Source organism: Pseudomonadota bacterium (genome assembly GCA_039033415.1).
In the GTDB taxonomy this organism is placed as follows: domain Bacteria; phylum Pseudomonadota; class Gammaproteobacteria; order Xanthomonadales; family SZUA-38; genus JANQOZ01.
In genome coordinates this window covers 1-17107 of sequence record JBCCCR010000001.1, presented here as the reverse complement: position 1 = coordinate 17107, position 17107 = coordinate 1, and the positions used below count along the sequence as shown (strand labels likewise).

Sequence of the window (17107 nt, the reverse complement as noted above, 5' to 3'; positions counted from 1 at the left end):
TTAGGCGGTTCCATCACGGAGGAAAACCGGCGGCACCAGTCCTTATCACCGACAAGCTAGCGCCATACCCGCCTTACTCGAATCCTGAGGCAAACTGAAAGTCTGCGCAGTCCGTGGCGCGGTTCACCGTCGCCTCAGCTGGAAGCGATACGTTGCCCTCGGCGTCGATGGCATGCACAGCAACACCATAACTTCCAGCGGGACCGCACAGCCCAAAGCTGCGGTCGGAGAAAGCGTCGCCGACCGTCGCTAACGGCTGGGTCACCAGTACACCATCCGGCTGGGACACAATCGCGATCACCCGATCGATCGAGCCGGTAGAGGTGACGCCGGTAGCGGTAATCGTTTCAAAATCGCTGACCAGCTCAGCGTTGACCATCACCTCAGAAACAAAGGGATCATCACCAGCCAGGGCCACGCCGGAGCCGATGAAGTAATCGTCGACGACCAGCGCATCGGTAATCTGATTCGGCACGCCGTTGCCATCCACGTCGAGCTGGGCGTTTTGTGTCAGGTTGATCGCCCGACGCGCGACCTGAAACGCCTGGCGCAGGCGCGCACCATTCAGCGTCTGATTCCAAAAGAAGCGAGAGAAGGACACCTCGCCGCCCAGCTCAAAGCTCGCATTTTCGTCGACGTCCGTGCTCGCCACCAGAAAGCGGGTCTGTCCACCTTCTGGGGCAATACCCTGCATAAAGGTCTGCGCGTCATCAGCATCAACAATCACCGTCAGTACGCCGGGCAAAGTCGCCTGAGCGGTATCGAGCCACCCGTCCAGCGTTGCCGCGTCGAGGATTTCGGTCTCGTTCAGGCGGTAGCCCGCGCCGGACTTGGGCGCAACCAGATAAACCGTCAAGTCTTCGGCGTTGTCGACGCCAAAACTGGTGATCGCAAATTCAACGTTGGTCAGGTTGGTGCCCGCGTCGGAGCCGGTGGAGGAGCCGCCCGTCATGTAATAAACGTCGTCGCAGCTCGGATCATTGCAGGTGATCCCGTCGGGCCCGTAGCCCTGGAGGTTAAGCGCCGCCAGCGCCAGATCGCTGTTGGTCTTCAGATTTGCAAATTCCGGCGCGGACGGATCACCGCCACCGATGATGACCGCGCGGCGCCTGACGGGTGTGCCCACTACCACCTGGGTCAGCCTAGGGATCGCGGTATTGCCAATACGATCTTGGGCCTCAATCGATATGTCGTAGGTTCCGGCGATGGTGAAATCGCTGAACTCCGCCTGATAGTCAGCTGTGCCGGGCTGCTGGGTAAGCTCAACGGTCGGGAGATCCTGCACCGGATTATCGGCTGAGTCCGGCGCAAAACCCGGCGGCCGAAGCACGGCCCACACCCGGGCAATGCCGTCGGCATCGGTTACGCCGTTGGCTTCGATCGTTGCGGTGCTCGCGGTCGGGTTCTGAACGGGGCTGACGCTGGTGATCACCGGCGCGTTGCCGTCCACTTGGGTGCCCGCTCCAATCACCAAATTTTCGATTGCCGCCAGGTCGGCGGCCGTATTGAAGCTACCGTCGCCGTCAGCGTCGAGCAGGGGGTTTTGCAGCGGGAACGCCGTTGAAGTGGCCTGGCTGGCCAGATCATAGGCTTCACCTAGCGTTGCACCGTTAAAGATCTGGCTCCAGAAGCGATTCGAAAATGACAGGGAGCCCTGGGAAACAAAATAGGCAGCTTCTTCGGCGCCTGCCGAGGCAATCAGAATCCGATTGGGATCACGAAGTTCATCCAAGAAAGAGCCCGACTGGCACGCGTCGTAAATCAAGGTGACGTTGCCGTTGGGCCGGGTCGCCTGCCACTCGTCCAGCCAGCTATCGAGCTCACTCGCGCTGAGGATTTCGTTCTCGGTCAGTCGGAACGTTTTGTCACCGCCATGATCTACGAGATAGAGAATAAGATTGTCGGCGTCTGAGCCAAAGGATCCCAGAACCCCCTCCCGCAAAGCCTGTGCGGTAGGCACGCCGTCCACTTCATCAGAGTTCCCGTTTTGGTCCAGATCCAGGTCCAGGTTCGGTGTTAGATAGTAGATGAGGTCGTCGGTGAAACCCTGAACGGCTAGCGTTCGGTACGCAAAGTTGGCGTTGACCTGGGTGGCGTCCCACAAGGGATTTCCCGGATAAGGGCCGCCGCCAGCAACTACCATGACCTTAGAATCCGGCAGCAACTCGACTCGGCTGAACCGCTGCAGGCGGTTATTTCGGCCATCGACCATGAAAACCCGTTGGCTGTTATCGAAGTAGATGCCACCGGGCCGGGTGAGCGAGCCAGGCGCCACGCCCGGCATATCGTACTTGCCGACATACTCCCCGTTAGCCGTGAAGGCCTGATATCGATCGTTGAACACATCAGCAACGTAAAGGAAGCCAAACGAATCAAACGCCATACTTTCCGGAATATTGAACTGCCCCGGACCCGTACCGCTCTCGCCAAAAACACTCACAAATGTTCCGTCAGATTCAAAGATCTGAATCCGGTCGAGATCGCGATCGGCTACGTAAATGAGATCGCCAGGCCCAACCACTAATGAGTTGGGTCTTTCGAAGTTCCCGTTTTCACTCCCCCTGACGCCCCACTGATCGACGTATGTCCCGTCAGGGGTAAACTTCTGAACGCGATGGTTGTTGCCGTCGGCCACGTAAACAAAACCTTGGCTGTCGATCCCTACGCCGCGCGGGAGGTCAAACTCACCATTCCCCGAACCAAAACTACCGATTCGCCGGATGAAATTAAAATTCTCGTCGAATACGCTAACGCGGCTGGCCGTAAGTTCGCTCAGATAAATATCGCCCTGTGCGCTCACGGCAATTTGCCCCGGTCCGATGAGCTCCCCAGGACTCCCGGGACCGCCAAATGAGGACAACGGCATACCCTCCGGCGTGAAGACCTGCACCCGATTGTTGAAGATATCCGACACGAGCAGGTTACCGTTGGCCTGGGCCGCAATACCTAGCGGAAAATTGAACTGGCCAAGCTCATCCCCCAGGCTGCCCCAGCGATCAGCAAACTGCCCGGTCGGCAGGAACTGGGAGACGCGCGAGACATCTCGAACGTATATGCGCCCGTCCGGGGCTTTGGCAATCCCGCTCGGTCGATTGATTGGCAATTCGTCAGGATCCATCGTGAACTGAGAAACCCCCAGGCCGTCGGGGGTGAAGCGCTGAATACGGCCATCCTCGTCTAACGTAAAGACAACGCCAAACTGATCCACCTCGATGGCGACGAGCTCCTGGAACTGCCCCAGCCCGGTGCCGGTAGAGCCCCACGTGCCAATAAAGTTTCCCTCCGTATCAAAATACTGAACACGAGTGTTCTCATAGTTGATAAATGGTCGGGCCTGGTCGATGACGTAAACAAATCCCGTACGCGAGATGGCGATGTCTTCGGGGCGTTGAAACTGGCCGTTGCCGCTGCCTTCGCTGCCCCACTGGCCGACATAGTCACCGTCGCTGGTAAACTTTTGGATCCGGAAGTTTTCGCTGTCGGCAACGTAGACAAACCCCTCGTGCTGAGCAACTCCGGTCGGCCGGTTCAGCTGGCCGTCACCGCTTCCAAAGGCACCAAACTGCGCGAGGTAAACGCCATCCCGAGTGAAAATCTGAACGCGATGATTGAACTCATCGGTGATATAAACCCGATCGTCGTCACTCAGCGCAACGTCATGAGGGCCAGCAAACTCGCCGTCACCCGGGCCTCGCCGACCCCAGCTTGTGACGAGCAAGCCAGAGCGGTTGAACTTGCGAATAACCTCGGTATCGCGCTCCGTGACATAGACAAAGTTTTCCTCATCGACGGCAATTCCCCCGCGCAGACCAAAGAACCAGGGCTGCTGCAGCGTGGGCAGCGCTTGTTCAAAGCGAAACTGAATGCTTTCGCCGGCGAACAACAACGATGGGCCCAGTAAACAAACGAAAAGAGACACGAAACGCAAACGCGGCATGACCAAACCCCTACTTGGACTACCCTCGTCCTGAGTTTAGCAGCGCTTCCGTCCGCAGGGGCCTTGAGATCGGTCAAACCCCTTAGCACGATGCAGCGTTTCCGGAGGCTGAATCGGGCGTAAGTTAGGTCGTTCTGCGCCCAAGAAATAAAGCTGGCAAGCCAGCAACCGTTGCTGCGCAATCACAACAGCGGAAATATGCTGACTTAATCAAACAGTGCCTTCAGCAGATCCGTCGTTCGGGCGACCGGGTCTTCGCGAATCTGCTTTTCTTCCGCCGCTATGTAAACGAACAGTGCGTCCAAAGCCTTGTCGGTGACGTAACGATCGAGATCAAGACTGTCTTCATCGCCGCCCAGCGCCGACAGAAACCCGCCGGCTTTCTTGTTGAGCTCCTTGTAGGCCTGGGTCACACCAGCGTCGTCAGTTGCCTCAGCTACGAGCGGCAGAAACTGCTCGACCAAGGAAGCTTCGGTCCTGCTGCGAAAATACTGCGTAGCCGCGTCGGGTTCTCCCCGGACGATCTCAATCGCGTCGTCGACCGTCATATCTCTCAACGCTGCCGCAAACAGTTCGGTAGCCACGGGTACAGCGCTCTCCGCGGCACGATTGAGCGTTTCGTGGAACTCGTCGACGTAGCGGTCGCCACCCAAGCGGCGGGCTCCTTTTGCAACCCGCTCGACAGTTTCAGGTAGAGGTATCTGAACCAGCTCGTTGCCCCAAAATCCATCCTCCTTGCCGAGCGTGCCAACCGCGCGAGTGAACCCCTGCGCCAAAGCCTGTTTAAGCCCTTCGATCTGCTGTTCTGAAGACAACCCCAGAAAATCCGCTGACTCTGCCTGGGTAGTGTCAGTCTCTTCCTCCTCGCCGAGCAACCCTTTCAACTTACTCTTGAGGTCAGCGTGGGCGCCTCCCGAGAACAGCAATACAAACGTGATGAACAAGGCCTTGAGCTTCATGCAAATCCTCCACTGCGAGCGGCGGTACTGACTGGCCAACGAAGGCCGACCTCGATGCGCAACACGAGGCAGAATCAGGGTAGCAGATCACGCGGCTCGGCATTAAGGAAATGAGGCTGCCCGCCGATGCTCGCTATTTTGGCCTGTCTGGCGTGCGCGAAGATTGACCGCAAAAAGGCTAGTGTCCTGACCTGACCCCTACCAGGGAATGGAATCTCCGTTGTAGTCCAGGAAGGCCCCACTGTCGTCCATCGTTAGCCCCTCGATCACCTGCCGCATGCTGGCTACGCTCTGCTCCGGCTCCAGCACCCCCTGCGGCCCGCCCATGCGTGTTTTGACCCAGCCCGGGTTGAGTGCCGCGGCGACAATATGCTGGTTGACAAGATCTTTGGCCAGGAGTGCGGTCGCCATGTTCAAGGCGGCTTTGCTGGTGCGGTAGGCGTAGAGCCCCGCGTTGGCGCCAGCGATTGAGCCTTCCGTCGACGAGATGTTCACCACCTTACGCTGCGATCCGGCGAGTAGATTGGGAAGCAGCGCCTCGGTCAGCTTCACCGGCGCCTGGGAGTTGATGCGGAAGATCTCTGCCCAAAGGTCGTAAGACAGGTGGCCAAAACTTTGCCTGAGATCCTGCTCCGCTTTGGGTTTTGGCCCAAATACGCCGGCGTTGTTGATAAGGATATCCACGTGACGCCCGGACAGTGTTTCGGACAGCGCATCCACCGCGCTAAAGTCCGCGACGTCGAGCGCAAAAACCTCCAGCCCGCCTTCATCGTTTCCCAGGCTACTGAGATCGATGGCTTGCTCCGGCGATCGGCATGTCGCCAGCACTCGCCAGCCCTGGTCCAGATACTGGCGGCTGAACTCCAGACCCAGGCCGCGGTTGGCTCCCGTCACCAGGACGGTGCTGATATGGTTTTGCATGCTTACTGCCCCTGGGCGTCGTGGTTTTTGCTGTAGTGCCCACCGATTGTTGCAGGTAGACCCGCCAGACAAAACCCCTGAGGGGTCCTCACCCGTGGACGCGCGATGGCATCGAAGATGGGAGAACCAATGCTGGACCGAAACGCTCGCTAAAGCAGCGTCGCCTGTTCCGGCATCGGCCAGGACGGCATGATGCCGGCTTTTGCACAGTGAACACTTAACCGCTGGTGAAAGTCTCGGGCGTAGGGCGGGCAATGCTGATTGTTCGGACAGTGGATCATCACCCATACGGCGTGACCGGCGTCGAGCGCCTCGGCGCAGTAGCTAGCCCAGTAGTCCAGACTGACCGCACTAGTTTGCGGATCGGGATGCAGCACCATGCGCACATACACCAAACCGTGATCCGCATGCGGCGTGACCGGCAGATCGGGTTTGTGGTGTCGCGCTGACCGGACCTCCGGATGATCCATATCCCCGGCATAGAGTGCCCGGGTGTCCAGCGAAAGTCTGGACACGGGGAACTCTTTGATCAGGGAATCCAGCCGCTCAGGCTCGGTGAAAAACCGTGGATGGCGCACCTCGAGCACCGACGACCCGAAGTTCGTCAACTCCGCCAGGATGCGCTCGATCCGAGCCAGATCTGCCGGACCGGTCCAGGCCGGAAATTGCACCAGCCAGGGGCCGAGATGCTCATCCAGCGGCGCCAGCGTGCGCAGGAACTCCCGCAGCAGCGCCAGGTCGCAGGTGGCCTCGTGGGTAAAGGTTCGCGGCAGCTTGAAGCTGAACTGAAAATCGCGTCCCGCCAACGTCTTTCGCCAGCCCTCGACGGTTTGGGCATCAGGCGTCCGGTAGAAAGTGGTGTTGCCCTCCACCGCGTTGAACACCTGGCTGTAGCCGGCGAGGGGGCTGGGTCGGCCGTCCCAAAAGCAACCGGTCCAGCCAGGGAATGCCCAGGCCGGCAGGCCCAGGCGATAGGCAAACGGGAGCGGTGAGGGAATCCCCGTCGGAGAATCCGTCGCGGTGTAGTTCATTGGTTAGCCTGTTGGATTGGCACTTCGTTGGCGTTGGACCTCATGCGAAAGCGTAAATTCCACCGCTCGATTGAGCGCAAGCTGGCGTCCACTCACCTTGGTATGGTGACAGGTCATCTGTTCGCCGGTCCGACGTTTCGCTACAGTGAGCGTCCCTCGCAGCCAGCGGAGATGGCCGCGAAATCTTTACAACCAAACGCGAGGTCACCTTATGAAACCGTTTTGGCGAATCGGTCTGGCTTCGATCACGGCTCTCGGCGTCTTGATCATGTCCAGCACTCTGGCGCAGCGGGACCTGCCTTTCACGGTTGAACCCATCACAGCGTTCGACGAACCCTGGTCACTCGCGTTCCTGCCCGACGGCCGCATGCTCGTCACCGAAAAGAAAGGCCGACTATTCATCGTTTCTCGAAACGGACAGAAGTCAGGACCCGTGGGCGGAGTTCCGGACGTCGACTACGGCGGTCAGGGCGGGCTGGGCGACGTGGTGCTCCACCCCGATTTTGCCGAGAACCGAACCATTTACCTCAGCTACGCGGAAGGCGGCAAAGGCAAGACACGAGGTGCCGCGGTAGCCAGAGCTGTGCTCGGCGGCAGCGATCGGCGACCGGAGCTGACCAACCTCGAGGTCATTTGGCGGCAGTATCCAAAGGTGCTCGGCCGCGGCCACTACGGTCATCGCCTGGCTTTCGACTCAGAGGGTTATCTTTTTATCAGCTCGGGCGATCGGCAGAAGTTTACGCCGGCGCAGGATATGCAGTCCTCGATTGGGAAGATTCTCCGGCTGAACGATGATGGGTCGGCCCCCGACGACAATCCGTTTGTCGACTATCTGAGTGAAGACCCCCAGGTTGATGATGATGCAGTCTACGACCAGATTTGGTCTCTGGGTCATCGCAACCCCCTCGGCATTGCGTTTGATGGCGATGGACGGCTGTGGGAAGTGGAGATGGGGCCCGCCGGCGGCGACGAACTGAATCTTGTGAAGCGCAGCGCAAACTATGGTTACCCCGTGGTCTCCAACGGTAATCACTATGACGGTCGGCCGATTCCGGATCACGATACGCGACCGGAGTTTGCTGCACCGGCCATCTGGTGGACCCCGGTCGTCTCTCCCGGCGACCTGATGATCTATGGCGGCAAGCTGTTCGAAGCCTGGCGCGGCAACGCGTTTGTCGCCGGACTCTCCTCCAACGCCATCGTTCGTATCCGCCTGGACGCCGACGGCGCTGAGGAGGTCGAGCGCTACGCGATGGGCGCAAGGATTCGCAGCCTTGAGGAGGGACCAAACGGGGCGATCTGGGTCCTCGAAGATGAGCGCCGCGGAAGTCAGGGACGACTGCTGAAGTTGACGCCAGCTAACTAATATCCATGTCGCAACGCATCGCGGTGATCGGTACCGGCTTTCGGCCGCAGGGTCACAGCCGGCCGCCACCCGAAATTGCCGCGCTGATCACCAACGGATTCAGCGTCGAGCTGATTGAAATTCCGGACGGCGTGTTTCCGGGAGATCCGGCGGCCAGGGCAGTCTGCGATCGGCAATACTACGAAACAGGGCTGCAGGCCAGAGACGCGGGCTTTGATGCGATCTACATCAATACCGTTGGCGACTACGGCCTCAGTCCGCTGCGCGAGACGCTCGCTATCCCCGTGGTAGGCTCCGGCGAGGCCTCCCTGCGCGTCGCTTCAGCCTTCGGTCCGTTTGTCATCGTGACAATATGGCCTCAGGCGCTCGCCTTTCTTTACGAGCGTGTGCTCGACGACACCGGCACCGCGAAAAATCTGCTGGGCATCACCCATTTATCCGCCAACGGGGATCTTGCCACGCTGGCCGACGAGCAGAATTTTGTGACCGACATGCGGGCCTACGATCTGAGCTCGCTCGAGAAAATTCGAACCGCTCGGGACACCGCCATCACTGAGCAGAAGGCCGCAGCGGTGGTGCTGGGCTGCACCTGTATGGCGCCGACAGCGAGCGAGCTTTCCAGCGGCAGCGAGATTCCGACGCTGGAGCCTATGACTCTAGGGTATCGTCTGACCGAACACTGCCTGCGCAGCGGGCAGCTGCCGCAGGAAGTTGACGGGCGGCAGCTCCGCGAACTCTTCTAGGCTAATGCTTTTCGGGACGCTTGAGCCCGTAGAACATTATCAGATGACCATCAAAGTCGATGACCCCAGCTTCCAGACCCGGCGTGCCGGATTCGCGACTGACGAACTCAATGGGTTCAACCAGCTCTAACCCCATCGCCTGCACCTGCTCCATCACGCCTTCCACATCCGCCACGGTCTGAACCCAGGCGGCGGTGCGGATCCCGTTGTTCCGGGGCAGCTCCAGGCCCGGCACCTCAGCCAGCCCGAGAATGTTTTCCCGGCCATCTTCGCCGCTCAGGTAGGCGAAGCGTTTCTGCGATCCCCGAGGCATGTTGAAAAAGACGGCCGAGTAGGAGTCTTCGCCAGACTGATTGATCTTGCTGACCTCCATGCCGAGTACGTCCCGGTACAGCGTCAGCGAACGCTCCAGGTCAGTGACCAAAATAGTATGACGATAGACCGGGGCCAGTCGCTCAACGGGCGCGCTGTTTTTCTGCGCCTGGGCAAGGGTTGCCGTCAGCAGCAGCTGCGCGAGGATGGCGAGCTTGAGCAACTTCACTATAGGGGCGGCCTCAGGGCTTCAGGTAGGCATCGAGGAAAGTGACATAGGCTTCGGAAGCGGCAATCTTGTTGCTGCGCTTCGAGAAGCCGTGGCCCTCGTCAGGAAACACGACGTACTCAACCGGCACCTCGTTTTTCTGGACGGCAGCGACAATCTCATCGCTCTCAACCTGAAGCACCCGAGGGTCGTTGGCGCCCTGCACCACCAGCAGCGGCTTGACGATGTTCTCCGCGTGAAACAGCGGTGAGATGCGACGGTGACGCTCGGCGTCGGTGGCCGGATCTCCCATCTCGTCGTACAGCGCCTCCTTAAAGTCTTCCCACCAGGGGGGAATGCTCTCCAGCGTTCTTACCCAGTTGGTGACACCAAAGATGTCGATCCCAACGTCAAAAACCTCCGGCTCAAACGCGAGCGCGGCGGCCACCATATAACCACCGTAGGACCCACCGATGATGCCGATCCGGTCGCTGTCCACCCAGTCGAGGCTCTCAAGATATTTTCGTCCGTAGACAATGTCCTGGAGGTCCTCTTCGCCATGCCGCTTGTCGTCGAGATGGAAAAACGTTTTGCCATAGCCGGACGAGCCTCGGTTGTTGGCACCCAGCACCGCGTAGCCGTGATTCACCAGATGCTGAAAGAGCGCGCGATAGCCGGTTCGGGTCTGCCCGCCCGGGCCGCCGTGGACAAACACCAAAGCGGGCACTGGATTGTCGGCGCTGGCGTTGTGAGGTCGATACTGGATCGCCGGAATCTCCAGGCCGTCGAAGCTCGGGTAGCGGATGACCTCGCTGCGCACCAGGTGTTCCGGCTTGATCGCGGGATTGAGCGCGCTGGTGAGCTGGCGGCTGGTTTTAGCACCCAGGTCAATAACATGAATGTCGGACGGCGAGTCGTCAGCGTTGATGATCAGCGCCATCATCTTGTCGTCAGCAGAAAAGCGGACGTTGCGCAGATCTCCCGGCGGCAGCTCCGGCAGGGCCAGCTCGCTGTTGGCCGTCACGTCACGGACCGTGACCTCGGTGCGAGCATCCGCGTTGATGCCTGATACCTCGAAGCGGCCGGAGGGTGAAAAGGTGACGTAGGAAACATCCCAGGGCGCCTCGATCAGCACCGAATGCTCGCCGCTCGCCATCTCGTACTGCCAGGCCTGTGCAAACTCGCCGTGCTGATCGGTGGCGTACACCAGACGCTGACTGTCCGGAGAAAACTCATAGGTTGAGAAAGCCACGTTACCGGTGTGTTCGCTGATCAGCAGCGGCTCGGGATTGTCCGCGGCCAGATCGACAATATAGATATCGGAGTCAGCGCTGGTGCGGGGCTTGTTCAGCGCCACCCAGCGCCCGTCGGAGCTGATGTCGCCGATCGAGAAGCCTGGGTTTTCGAAAATGAGCTCGCGCTCGTAGCCATCCGCCTGGTAGCGATAGATGTCGAAGCTGCGCTGATTGCGTTCGGTGGTGGCCAGAAAAAAGTGCTCGCCGCCGTCTTCAAAGCGGATAAACACGGCTTTGAGATCCGCTCCCGGCGTCAAATCCTTCACGGTGCCGTCGGTTTCTCGCACCGCAACGTGATTGAGCTCATCACCATTGCCGTCGAAGGTGAACAGGACCCGCTCGTCGGCGGGGAACCAGCTGATCGCATAGCGAGCTGAGTCGTCAGATTCGGTGAAGGCGGTTGGCTCCGACCCATCGATGGGCATCGCGTAGACGTTAAAGATCCCGGTGTTATCCGCGGTCACCAGCAGCTTGCTGCCGTCCGGCGAGAAAGGATAGCCGGTCGACGAGGCCATCCCGTAGCTAATGGTGTTGAAAAACGCCTCGGCGCTGTAGCGAGGAATGGCGTCGGCTGCCGGAGCCGGCTCAGCCTGCGCTTGAGGCGCCGCCGTGTCGGGTTCAGAAGAACCGCCGCAGGCGCTTAAGGCCGCGGCACTGAGAATCAAGAAGGCAGATCGTAGGGTTGCTGACATGGTCGTTCCACGCTGATGCGGGCCGCCCATGGTACCGGCTTTTGCCGGTCGCCGGGCAGGCCACCGGGTAATGGCTGACGTCCGTCGAGTCGATCGGTGTCAGCCGTTGAATGCGGTTAGTCGAGTCCTGGGCTGTCGAGTCCACCCGACAGCCCAGGTTTTCGGGATGTTAGCCCTCGGCCGCCGCCTCGGCAGCAGGCTTCATTTTTTCGACGGCGGCAGCGAGGCCCTCAACGTACTGCTCGCCATGCAGGATCTCGACGCTGGAGCCAGCGAAAGCATCACCAATCGGTTCAGCTCGCCCACCCAGACAGCGCGACAGAAAACCCTCCATCACCGAATAAAAGGCCAGGCGATTTTCCGGCCGGACAAAGCCGTGGCCCTCATCCGGGAAATTGACGTAGGTGACCGGCAGCTCTCTTTCATCCATCGCCGCCACCAGCTGATCGCTCTCATTCTTGGTAACCCGGGGGTCGTTTTGACCCTGTCCGATCAGCAGCGGCACCGAAATGTCGTCGACGCGGCTGATGGCAGATCGGTTGTACATGTCAGCACGCTCGTCGGCGTCCGACGGGTCTCCGACATACTTGAACCAGCTGCCTTCCAAAAACGGCTTCCAATAGTCCGGGAAACTTTCGATCAGCGTCACCAGGCTCGACGGACCCACGAGATCCACCCCACACGCGAAAGTGTCGGGCGTAAATGAAACGCCGATCAGCGTCGCGTAACCACCGTAGGAACCGCCGGCGATCGCCACCTGATCTTCTTTTGCGATGCCCTCGCTGACGGCCCAGTTCACGCCGTCGATCAAGTCATCATGCATCTTGCCGGCAAACTCACCCACGGCCGCGTTCACAAAGTCTTTGCCGAAGCCGGTTGAACCTCGATAGTTGACCGACAGCACGGCGTAACCCCGGTTGGAAAGCCACTGATGCCAGGCGTTGTAACCGTAGTTATCGCGTGCCCAGGGGCCACCGTGAACGTCTAGCACCATAGCTTGTGGCGAGTCGGGCCGACCGTCGCCGTCCTCGTCAGATCCCGGCGGCAGCGTGAGGTAAGACACCAGGGTCAGGCCATCGCGAGACGGAATCTCAACCGGATGCATGGGCTGGAGCGGCGCTCCGGTCAGATCCGGCCGGGTCGAAAAAAGTTCGGTCAGGGTTTGCGCCTTGCGGTCGTACATCAGGTAGACGCCCGGCGCCTGGGCCGACTCCGCGTAGACAACAACGCGGCTGAGGTCGTCAGTGGCGGACGTAATGTCAAAGTCTCCGACGAGCTGGTCGTCCAGAAAAGCGAGATCTTTGCCTGTTTCTTCCGTCAGGGGCGTCCACTCGTTGCGCAGATAGTCCACCGCGTAAGCCAGCGGCTCAAAGGTATTGGGATCCAGCAGAACGTCGCTGATGTCCGCGGTGTCACTCTGAGCCAGCACCTCGGTGCTGCCGTCAGCAACAGCCATCTTCACCAGCGCGGCCTTGTCCCGGCCCCGGCTGTCGACGGCGAAAATGTAGTTATTCGTGGCATCAAAACCAAAGGCGTTGGTCGTGAGCACGTCCTCCACCGGCACAGAAAACAGCGTGTTTCCTTCCATATCCACGTAATCAGCGCCGCCGGTTGCGGTTTGCTTCATCCCGAAGCGCGGGGTCAGCGTGTTGTCCACAAGCCAGCCGCCGTAGCCGGGATTTTCCGCCACGAGCTCCCGCTCACCGGTGGCAACATCTACCAGATAGAGGTCGAACAGCTGCGGGTTACGAGCGTTGGCGGCGATCAGCACTTCACCAGGACGCTCCTTTGACACGGCCTGAATGCCCGCACGCACGGATTCCTCAAAGGGCGACAGGTCACGAACCTCACCGGTCTCAACGTTAGCGGCGTATACGTGGAAGTTTTCGTTGCCGCCTTTGTCCTGCTGGTAGTAGACAAACCTAGCGTCCGGGGACCAAAAGTGATTGTTGATGCCACGAGAGGTGTCCTGGGTAATCGCTCGAGCCGCCGCCAAATCGTCCGCGGGCGCGACCCACACGTTCAGCACATTGTTTACCGGGGCGAGCCAGCTGACGTATTTGCCGTCGGGACTGATCCGACCCTGCGCCTGCTCGGGATTGCCGAAGATCTTCTCCCGGTCGATGAGTTCGGCGACGGCTGCCGGCGTGACGGCTACAGCGTCGGTGGCGGCCGAAGCCTCAGCCGAGGGATTCGGCGAACTCTCCGGCGCAGCATCATCAGCGCTGTTGCAGCCAAGGAGGATGAAAGACAGGGCGCTCAGGGCCAGAATGGATCGATTCATGGGGCAGGCTCTCGTTTAGCAGGCCGCTAAAATATGGAGCGGCCTTGTCAACCGCAAGTGACATTCGACCTATCCGGCAGCATCGGTCGTACCGCACGTATGCCAATCTTGCGGTTTCGCCTGGGTGAAACGCGATTCCGCACGGCACGCTAGCTGTCCGGGTCGTCGCCGGCCAGCCTGAGACGCCAGACCGCATCCACACCGCCCTGTTCAAGCTCAAGCACTCGGCGCTGACCCGCGGGCTGATACTCGGCATAGCGTCGCCCGGCCGGGCGCAGCCCCACTTCCACGTACCTCGCTGAACCCGCCAACCCGCGTGGATCCAGAGCAACAGAAAATTGGCCGCCCGCGAGCGGCACATCGGAAAACGCTCTCTCAGCGACCGGCAGACCGCCGCTGGCGGTCGAAAAAAACCGTATCCGCAGGTCCACTTGACGCCGGCCGTCCCGCTCCATTCCAGAGAACTGGCCGAGCAATCGTGCGCTCACCGCAGGGACGTCTGCCGCGGGCCGATTCGCCAGGTCGCCCTGCATCAGCGTAATTGTCGCCACTACAATCAGCATCCCTTTCATAGCATCGCACCATGCAAAATCCTTGGCGGGAAGTACTGATCGGATCCTGACGATGTCATGACGGGATCGGAAACAAGGGCCTGTTAAGGCTGGTTGCTGCGTTACACTCCCTAAACCATGGAAGTAACGGATTCGGACATTTCGGATCACGGGCAGCCGCCTCCCTTGCCCCTGTTTAAGTGCGGCACCGTCATTGTCGACACCGCCCGCCGCGAAATGACGATCGACGGCAATTCGATCTCCATCGAGAGGCGCGCCTTTGATCTGCTGGCCTATCTCATGGCGAGCGAAGGCCGGGTCGTCGAAAAAGCGGAGCTGCTGGATAAGGTCTGGGCCGGACGACCGGTCTCGGAATCGACCGTGGCCCAGGCCGTCAGCCGCGCCCGCCGAGCCCTTGGCGGAGAGGGGCCCGAATCGTTTATCGCTACGGCTTACGGGGTCGGCTACCGGTTTGTTCAGCCGGTAGAGCGTTTGGAAAACGGCGCGGATCAATCGACCATCACGCCCGAAAAACCGGCTGGGCGAAGCGGCTGGCTGTGGGCCATCGCCCTGACCGCGCTGGTCGTGGCGTCCCTGGCGGTTTGGATCAATCGACCGTCGAGCCGCAGCGCGGAGCCCATACGAATTGCCGTCTTGCCGGTGCGCAACGACACGGGTGACGTCGACCTTGAGTGGGCTCGGCTGGGCATACCGTCGCTGATGGACGAATCGCTGGCGGACGCCGGTGTCACCAGGGTTCGTCCGGGAACTGTGCTGGCCACACTCCGACGCTATCCAGACGCTACCGACCCGGAAGAACAGGCGCGGCTTCTGCGGCTGAGTACCGGTGCGGACAGTGTTTTGGTTCCCAGGCTCTCCAAAGATGGTGACGGACTGCGCCTGGACATTCAGCCCGTGGAAGCCCGCGGCGACCTGCCCCCGGTGTCACTCTACGGAGAAGATGTTGCGCTTCTGGCCGTTGCGGCAGCACAGAGCCTGAGTGAACGGCTGTCTCGCTGGCAGGGTGCCCAGCGAGCGCAAAGCAGCCTGGTGACGGACGATGTCTTTGTTAACGAAGCCTTCGCGCGTGGCCTGGACGCGCGCTTGCGGGGCCGTCACGAAGACGCCGCCCGATACTTTGACACGGTGCTGGCGGCGGCGCCGGATCTGCTCGAGGCCAAATACCACCTGAGCCTGGTGGTCCGATTCCTCGGTGACTATGACTATACGGACCAGCTCAACAAGGAGCTGCTGGCGGCCGCGGAGGCCAGCGGGAACGTGAGCATGCTGGCGGCCGTGCAATCGGTCTCGGGCATTCTGGCATGGCGCCGTGGCGACAAAGACACAGCGCGGGTTTGGTACAACCAGTCTCTGGAAAACTATCGAGCCGAAAACAACGCGGACTACATCGCCAGCGTGACGGCCAATCTGGGCATCCTGGCCGCCACCTCGGGCCAGTACCAGGACGCGGAAGTTCGCTTCCTCGAAGCGCTGGAGTATTACCAGCAGTCCGGCGATCGCTTTAACGAAGCGACGGCGCTCAAGAATCTCGGCAATCTTTACACCGATCAGTCCCGCTACGGTGAGGCAGAAGCGGTGCTGGAAGAGTCGCTTGAGCTGCGGCGGCAGCTGGAGCTACCCCTGCAGGTCGCCCTGACCATGAGCGTACTGGCGGACATCAAAATGGTCCGAGGCTACTGGGCGGAGGCGCTGACGTTTCAGGAACGCGTGCTTGCAGCGGCGCAGGAGTACGACAATCCGGTGCTGGAGGCGCAGGCCAGTTCCGACCTGGCGGCGGCCATGCGCCGACTCGGGCGCCTTAGCCAAGCCCGGGAAATGGCGGCGCAGGCCCGATCGATCGCCGCGGAGCTGGGCAATCCCAGCAGCGAGGCGGATGCGCTGCTACAGGGCGGCCGGGTGGAACGAGCCATGCATAATTTTGGTCGGGCGATCGAACTGTTTGCCGCCGCGGCGGAACTGGCTGGCAGCATCCAGGAACCCCTGAGCCAGGCAACAAGCCAGATCGCACTGGCGCAGACTCTGCTGGACGATCAAAGAGCCGATGAGGCGGCCACGGTGATCGCGGAGGCTGAGTCGGTCATCGCCGATTCCGAAATCTCGCAGCTGGCTGTCGATTTACAGGCGGTGCAGGCGCGCCTCGCGCTAGAGCGTGGCGATACGGCTACTGCGGTGGCACAGATCGCGGCCGCCTATCAGGAGGCCAGCGGCCAGGAATCTCCGATCACAGCCTTCGATATCGGCGGACTATTCGGGCAGTGGCTGCTGAGCTTCGACCCCAGCGACGCGCGCCTGAAGGCGCTGGCAGAGGAGTTATCGGAGGAGGCGCAGTCAAGCGCGGACGCCCTGGCTTTCCTGGTTCGCTACCACGACTACCACGATAATCCTACGCTGGCGCTCGATCTGGCCATGCGGAGGCAAAGGCTGCTGGGCGAAGGATGGTTGGCTTCTGACGAGCAGCAGCTTCAAGGCCTCAGGCAGGCGCTAGCTCCCACCGATTGAAGATGGTGACGGCAGCTCCTAAGCTGAACGTCGGTCACGGAAACGCCAAAATGCCCCGAAACCAAGGGCCTTAGGGTATCCGTAACAAGTCCGTCAAACTTCCATCAAGCAATATGGCGCCTCCGGACACATGCTCTTCCCTGTATCAGCCGCTTACAGGGAGACGCCAGCCACTTGCCCGCAAGTTCTCCAATAGATAGAGTGAGCTCATTTGCAATAAGTTCTCCCCCAGCGCCAGGTTCGCCTACTGCAAGGAACTGCTCTTCTCCGTTGACTGCTCACTCGAAT

Annotated in this window: 11 protein-coding genes; 3 read left to right on the top strand and 8 right to left on the bottom strand. The window is 60.4% G+C overall.

Annotation, left to right across the window (positions count from 1 at the left end):
- Nucleotides 1-73: 73 nt before the first annotated feature.
- The 4 genes from AAF358_00055 to AAF358_00040 form a co-directional block, all read right to left on the bottom strand.
- Nucleotides 74-3937 (bottom strand): 6-bladed beta-propeller, encoded by a 3864-nt coding sequence (locus AAF358_00055; GenBank protein MEM7703908.1) that lies wholly within the window; start codon nucleotides 3935-3937, stop codon nucleotides 74-76.
- Between the two features lie 206 nt (nucleotides 3938-4143).
- Nucleotides 4144-4896: a DUF4197 domain-containing protein gene (locus AAF358_00050; protein MEM7703907.1), complete on the bottom strand. Its 753-nt coding sequence runs from the start codon at nucleotides 4894-4896 to the stop codon at nucleotides 4144-4146.
- 198 nt (nucleotides 4897-5094) lie between these two features.
- On the bottom strand, nucleotides 5095-5817 hold the full coding sequence (locus AAF358_00045; GenBank protein MEM7703906.1) for an SDR family oxidoreductase: 723 nt from the start codon (nucleotides 5815-5817) through the stop codon (nucleotides 5095-5097).
- A gap of 149 nt (nucleotides 5818-5966) precedes the next feature.
- Nucleotides 5967-6848 carry a DUF72 domain-containing protein gene (locus tag AAF358_00040; GenBank protein MEM7703905.1) on the bottom strand — a complete coding sequence of 294 codons (882 nt, stop codon included), beginning with the start codon at nucleotides 6846-6848 and terminating at the stop codon, nucleotides 5967-5969.
- Nucleotides 6849-7116: 268 nt separating this feature from the next.
- On the opposite strand from AAF358_00040, the gene AAF358_00035 reads away from it, so the two are divergent.
- Complete coding sequence (locus AAF358_00035) at nucleotides 7117-8214, top strand: PQQ-dependent sugar dehydrogenase (GenBank protein ID MEM7703904.1); 1098 nt, start codon at nucleotides 7117-7119, stop codon at nucleotides 8212-8214.
- A gap of 5 nt (nucleotides 8215-8219) precedes the next feature.
- The gene (locus tag AAF358_00030; protein MEM7703903.1) at nucleotides 8220-8957 is read left to right on the top strand and encodes an aspartate/glutamate racemase family protein; all 738 of its coding nucleotides are present in this window, start codon (nucleotides 8220-8222) and stop codon (nucleotides 8955-8957) included.
- A gap of 1 nt (nucleotide 8958) precedes the next feature.
- Here the strand turns inward: AAF358_00030 and AAF358_00025 are convergent, their stop codons facing one another.
- From AAF358_00025 to AAF358_00010, 4 genes are all read right to left on the bottom strand, one after another.
- Nucleotides 8959-9498 (bottom strand): VOC family protein, encoded by a 540-nt coding sequence (locus AAF358_00025; GenBank protein ID MEM7703902.1) that lies wholly within the window; start codon nucleotides 9496-9498, stop codon nucleotides 8959-8961.
- Between the two features lie 13 nt (nucleotides 9499-9511).
- Nucleotides 9512-11464, bottom strand: a complete 1953-nt coding sequence (locus tag AAF358_00020; GenBank protein ID MEM7703901.1) for a S9 family peptidase — start codon at nucleotides 11462-11464, stop codon at nucleotides 9512-9514.
- A 169-nt stretch (nucleotides 11465-11633) separates the two neighbouring features.
- Nucleotides 11634-13748, bottom strand: a complete 2115-nt coding sequence (locus AAF358_00015) for a S9 family peptidase (protein MEM7703900.1) — start codon at nucleotides 13746-13748, stop codon at nucleotides 11634-11636.
- Nucleotides 13749-13897: 149 nt separating this feature from the next.
- On the bottom strand, nucleotides 13898-14320 hold the full coding sequence (locus tag AAF358_00010) for a hypothetical protein (GenBank protein ID MEM7703899.1): 423 nt from the start codon (nucleotides 14318-14320) through the stop codon (nucleotides 13898-13900).
- Between the two features lie 165 nt (nucleotides 14321-14485).
- Here AAF358_00010 and AAF358_00005 point away from each other — a divergent pair, with 165 nt between their 5' ends.
- Entirely contained in the window at nucleotides 14486-16819 is a 2334-nt protein-coding gene (locus AAF358_00005) for a tetratricopeptide repeat protein (protein MEM7703898.1), read from the top strand.
- Nucleotides 16820-17107 lie beyond the last annotated feature (288 nt).

Coding starts and splice junctions, on each gene's coding strand:
- AAF358_00055 (MEM7703908.1), bottom strand. CDS start 3,937: ATGCCGCGTTTGCGTTTCGTGTCTCTTTTCGTTTGTTTACTGGGCCCA.
- AAF358_00050 (MEM7703907.1), bottom strand. CDS start 4,896: ATGAAGCTCAAGGCCTTGTTCATCACGTTTGTATTGCTGTTCTCGGGA.
- AAF358_00045 (MEM7703906.1), bottom strand. CDS start 5,817: ATGCAAAACCATATCAGCACCGTCCTGGTGACGGGAGCCAACCGCGGC.
- AAF358_00040 (MEM7703905.1), bottom strand. CDS start 6,848: ATGAACTACACCGCGACGGATTCTCCGACGGGGATTCCCTCACCGCTC.
- AAF358_00035 (MEM7703904.1), top strand. CDS start 7,117: ATGTCCAGCACTCTGGCGCAGCGGGACCTGCCTTTCACGGTTGAACCC.
- AAF358_00030 (MEM7703903.1), top strand. CDS start 8,220: ATGTCGCAACGCATCGCGGTGATCGGTACCGGCTTTCGGCCGCAGGGT.
- AAF358_00020 (MEM7703901.1), bottom strand. CDS start 11,464: ATGTCAGCAACCCTACGATCTGCCTTCTTGATTCTCAGTGCCGCGGCC.
- AAF358_00015 (MEM7703900.1), bottom strand. CDS start 13,748: ATGAATCGATCCATTCTGGCCCTGAGCGCCCTGTCTTTCATCCTCCTT.
- AAF358_00010 (MEM7703899.1), bottom strand. CDS start 14,320: ATGAAAGGGATGCTGATTGTAGTGGCGACAATTACGCTGATGCAGGGC.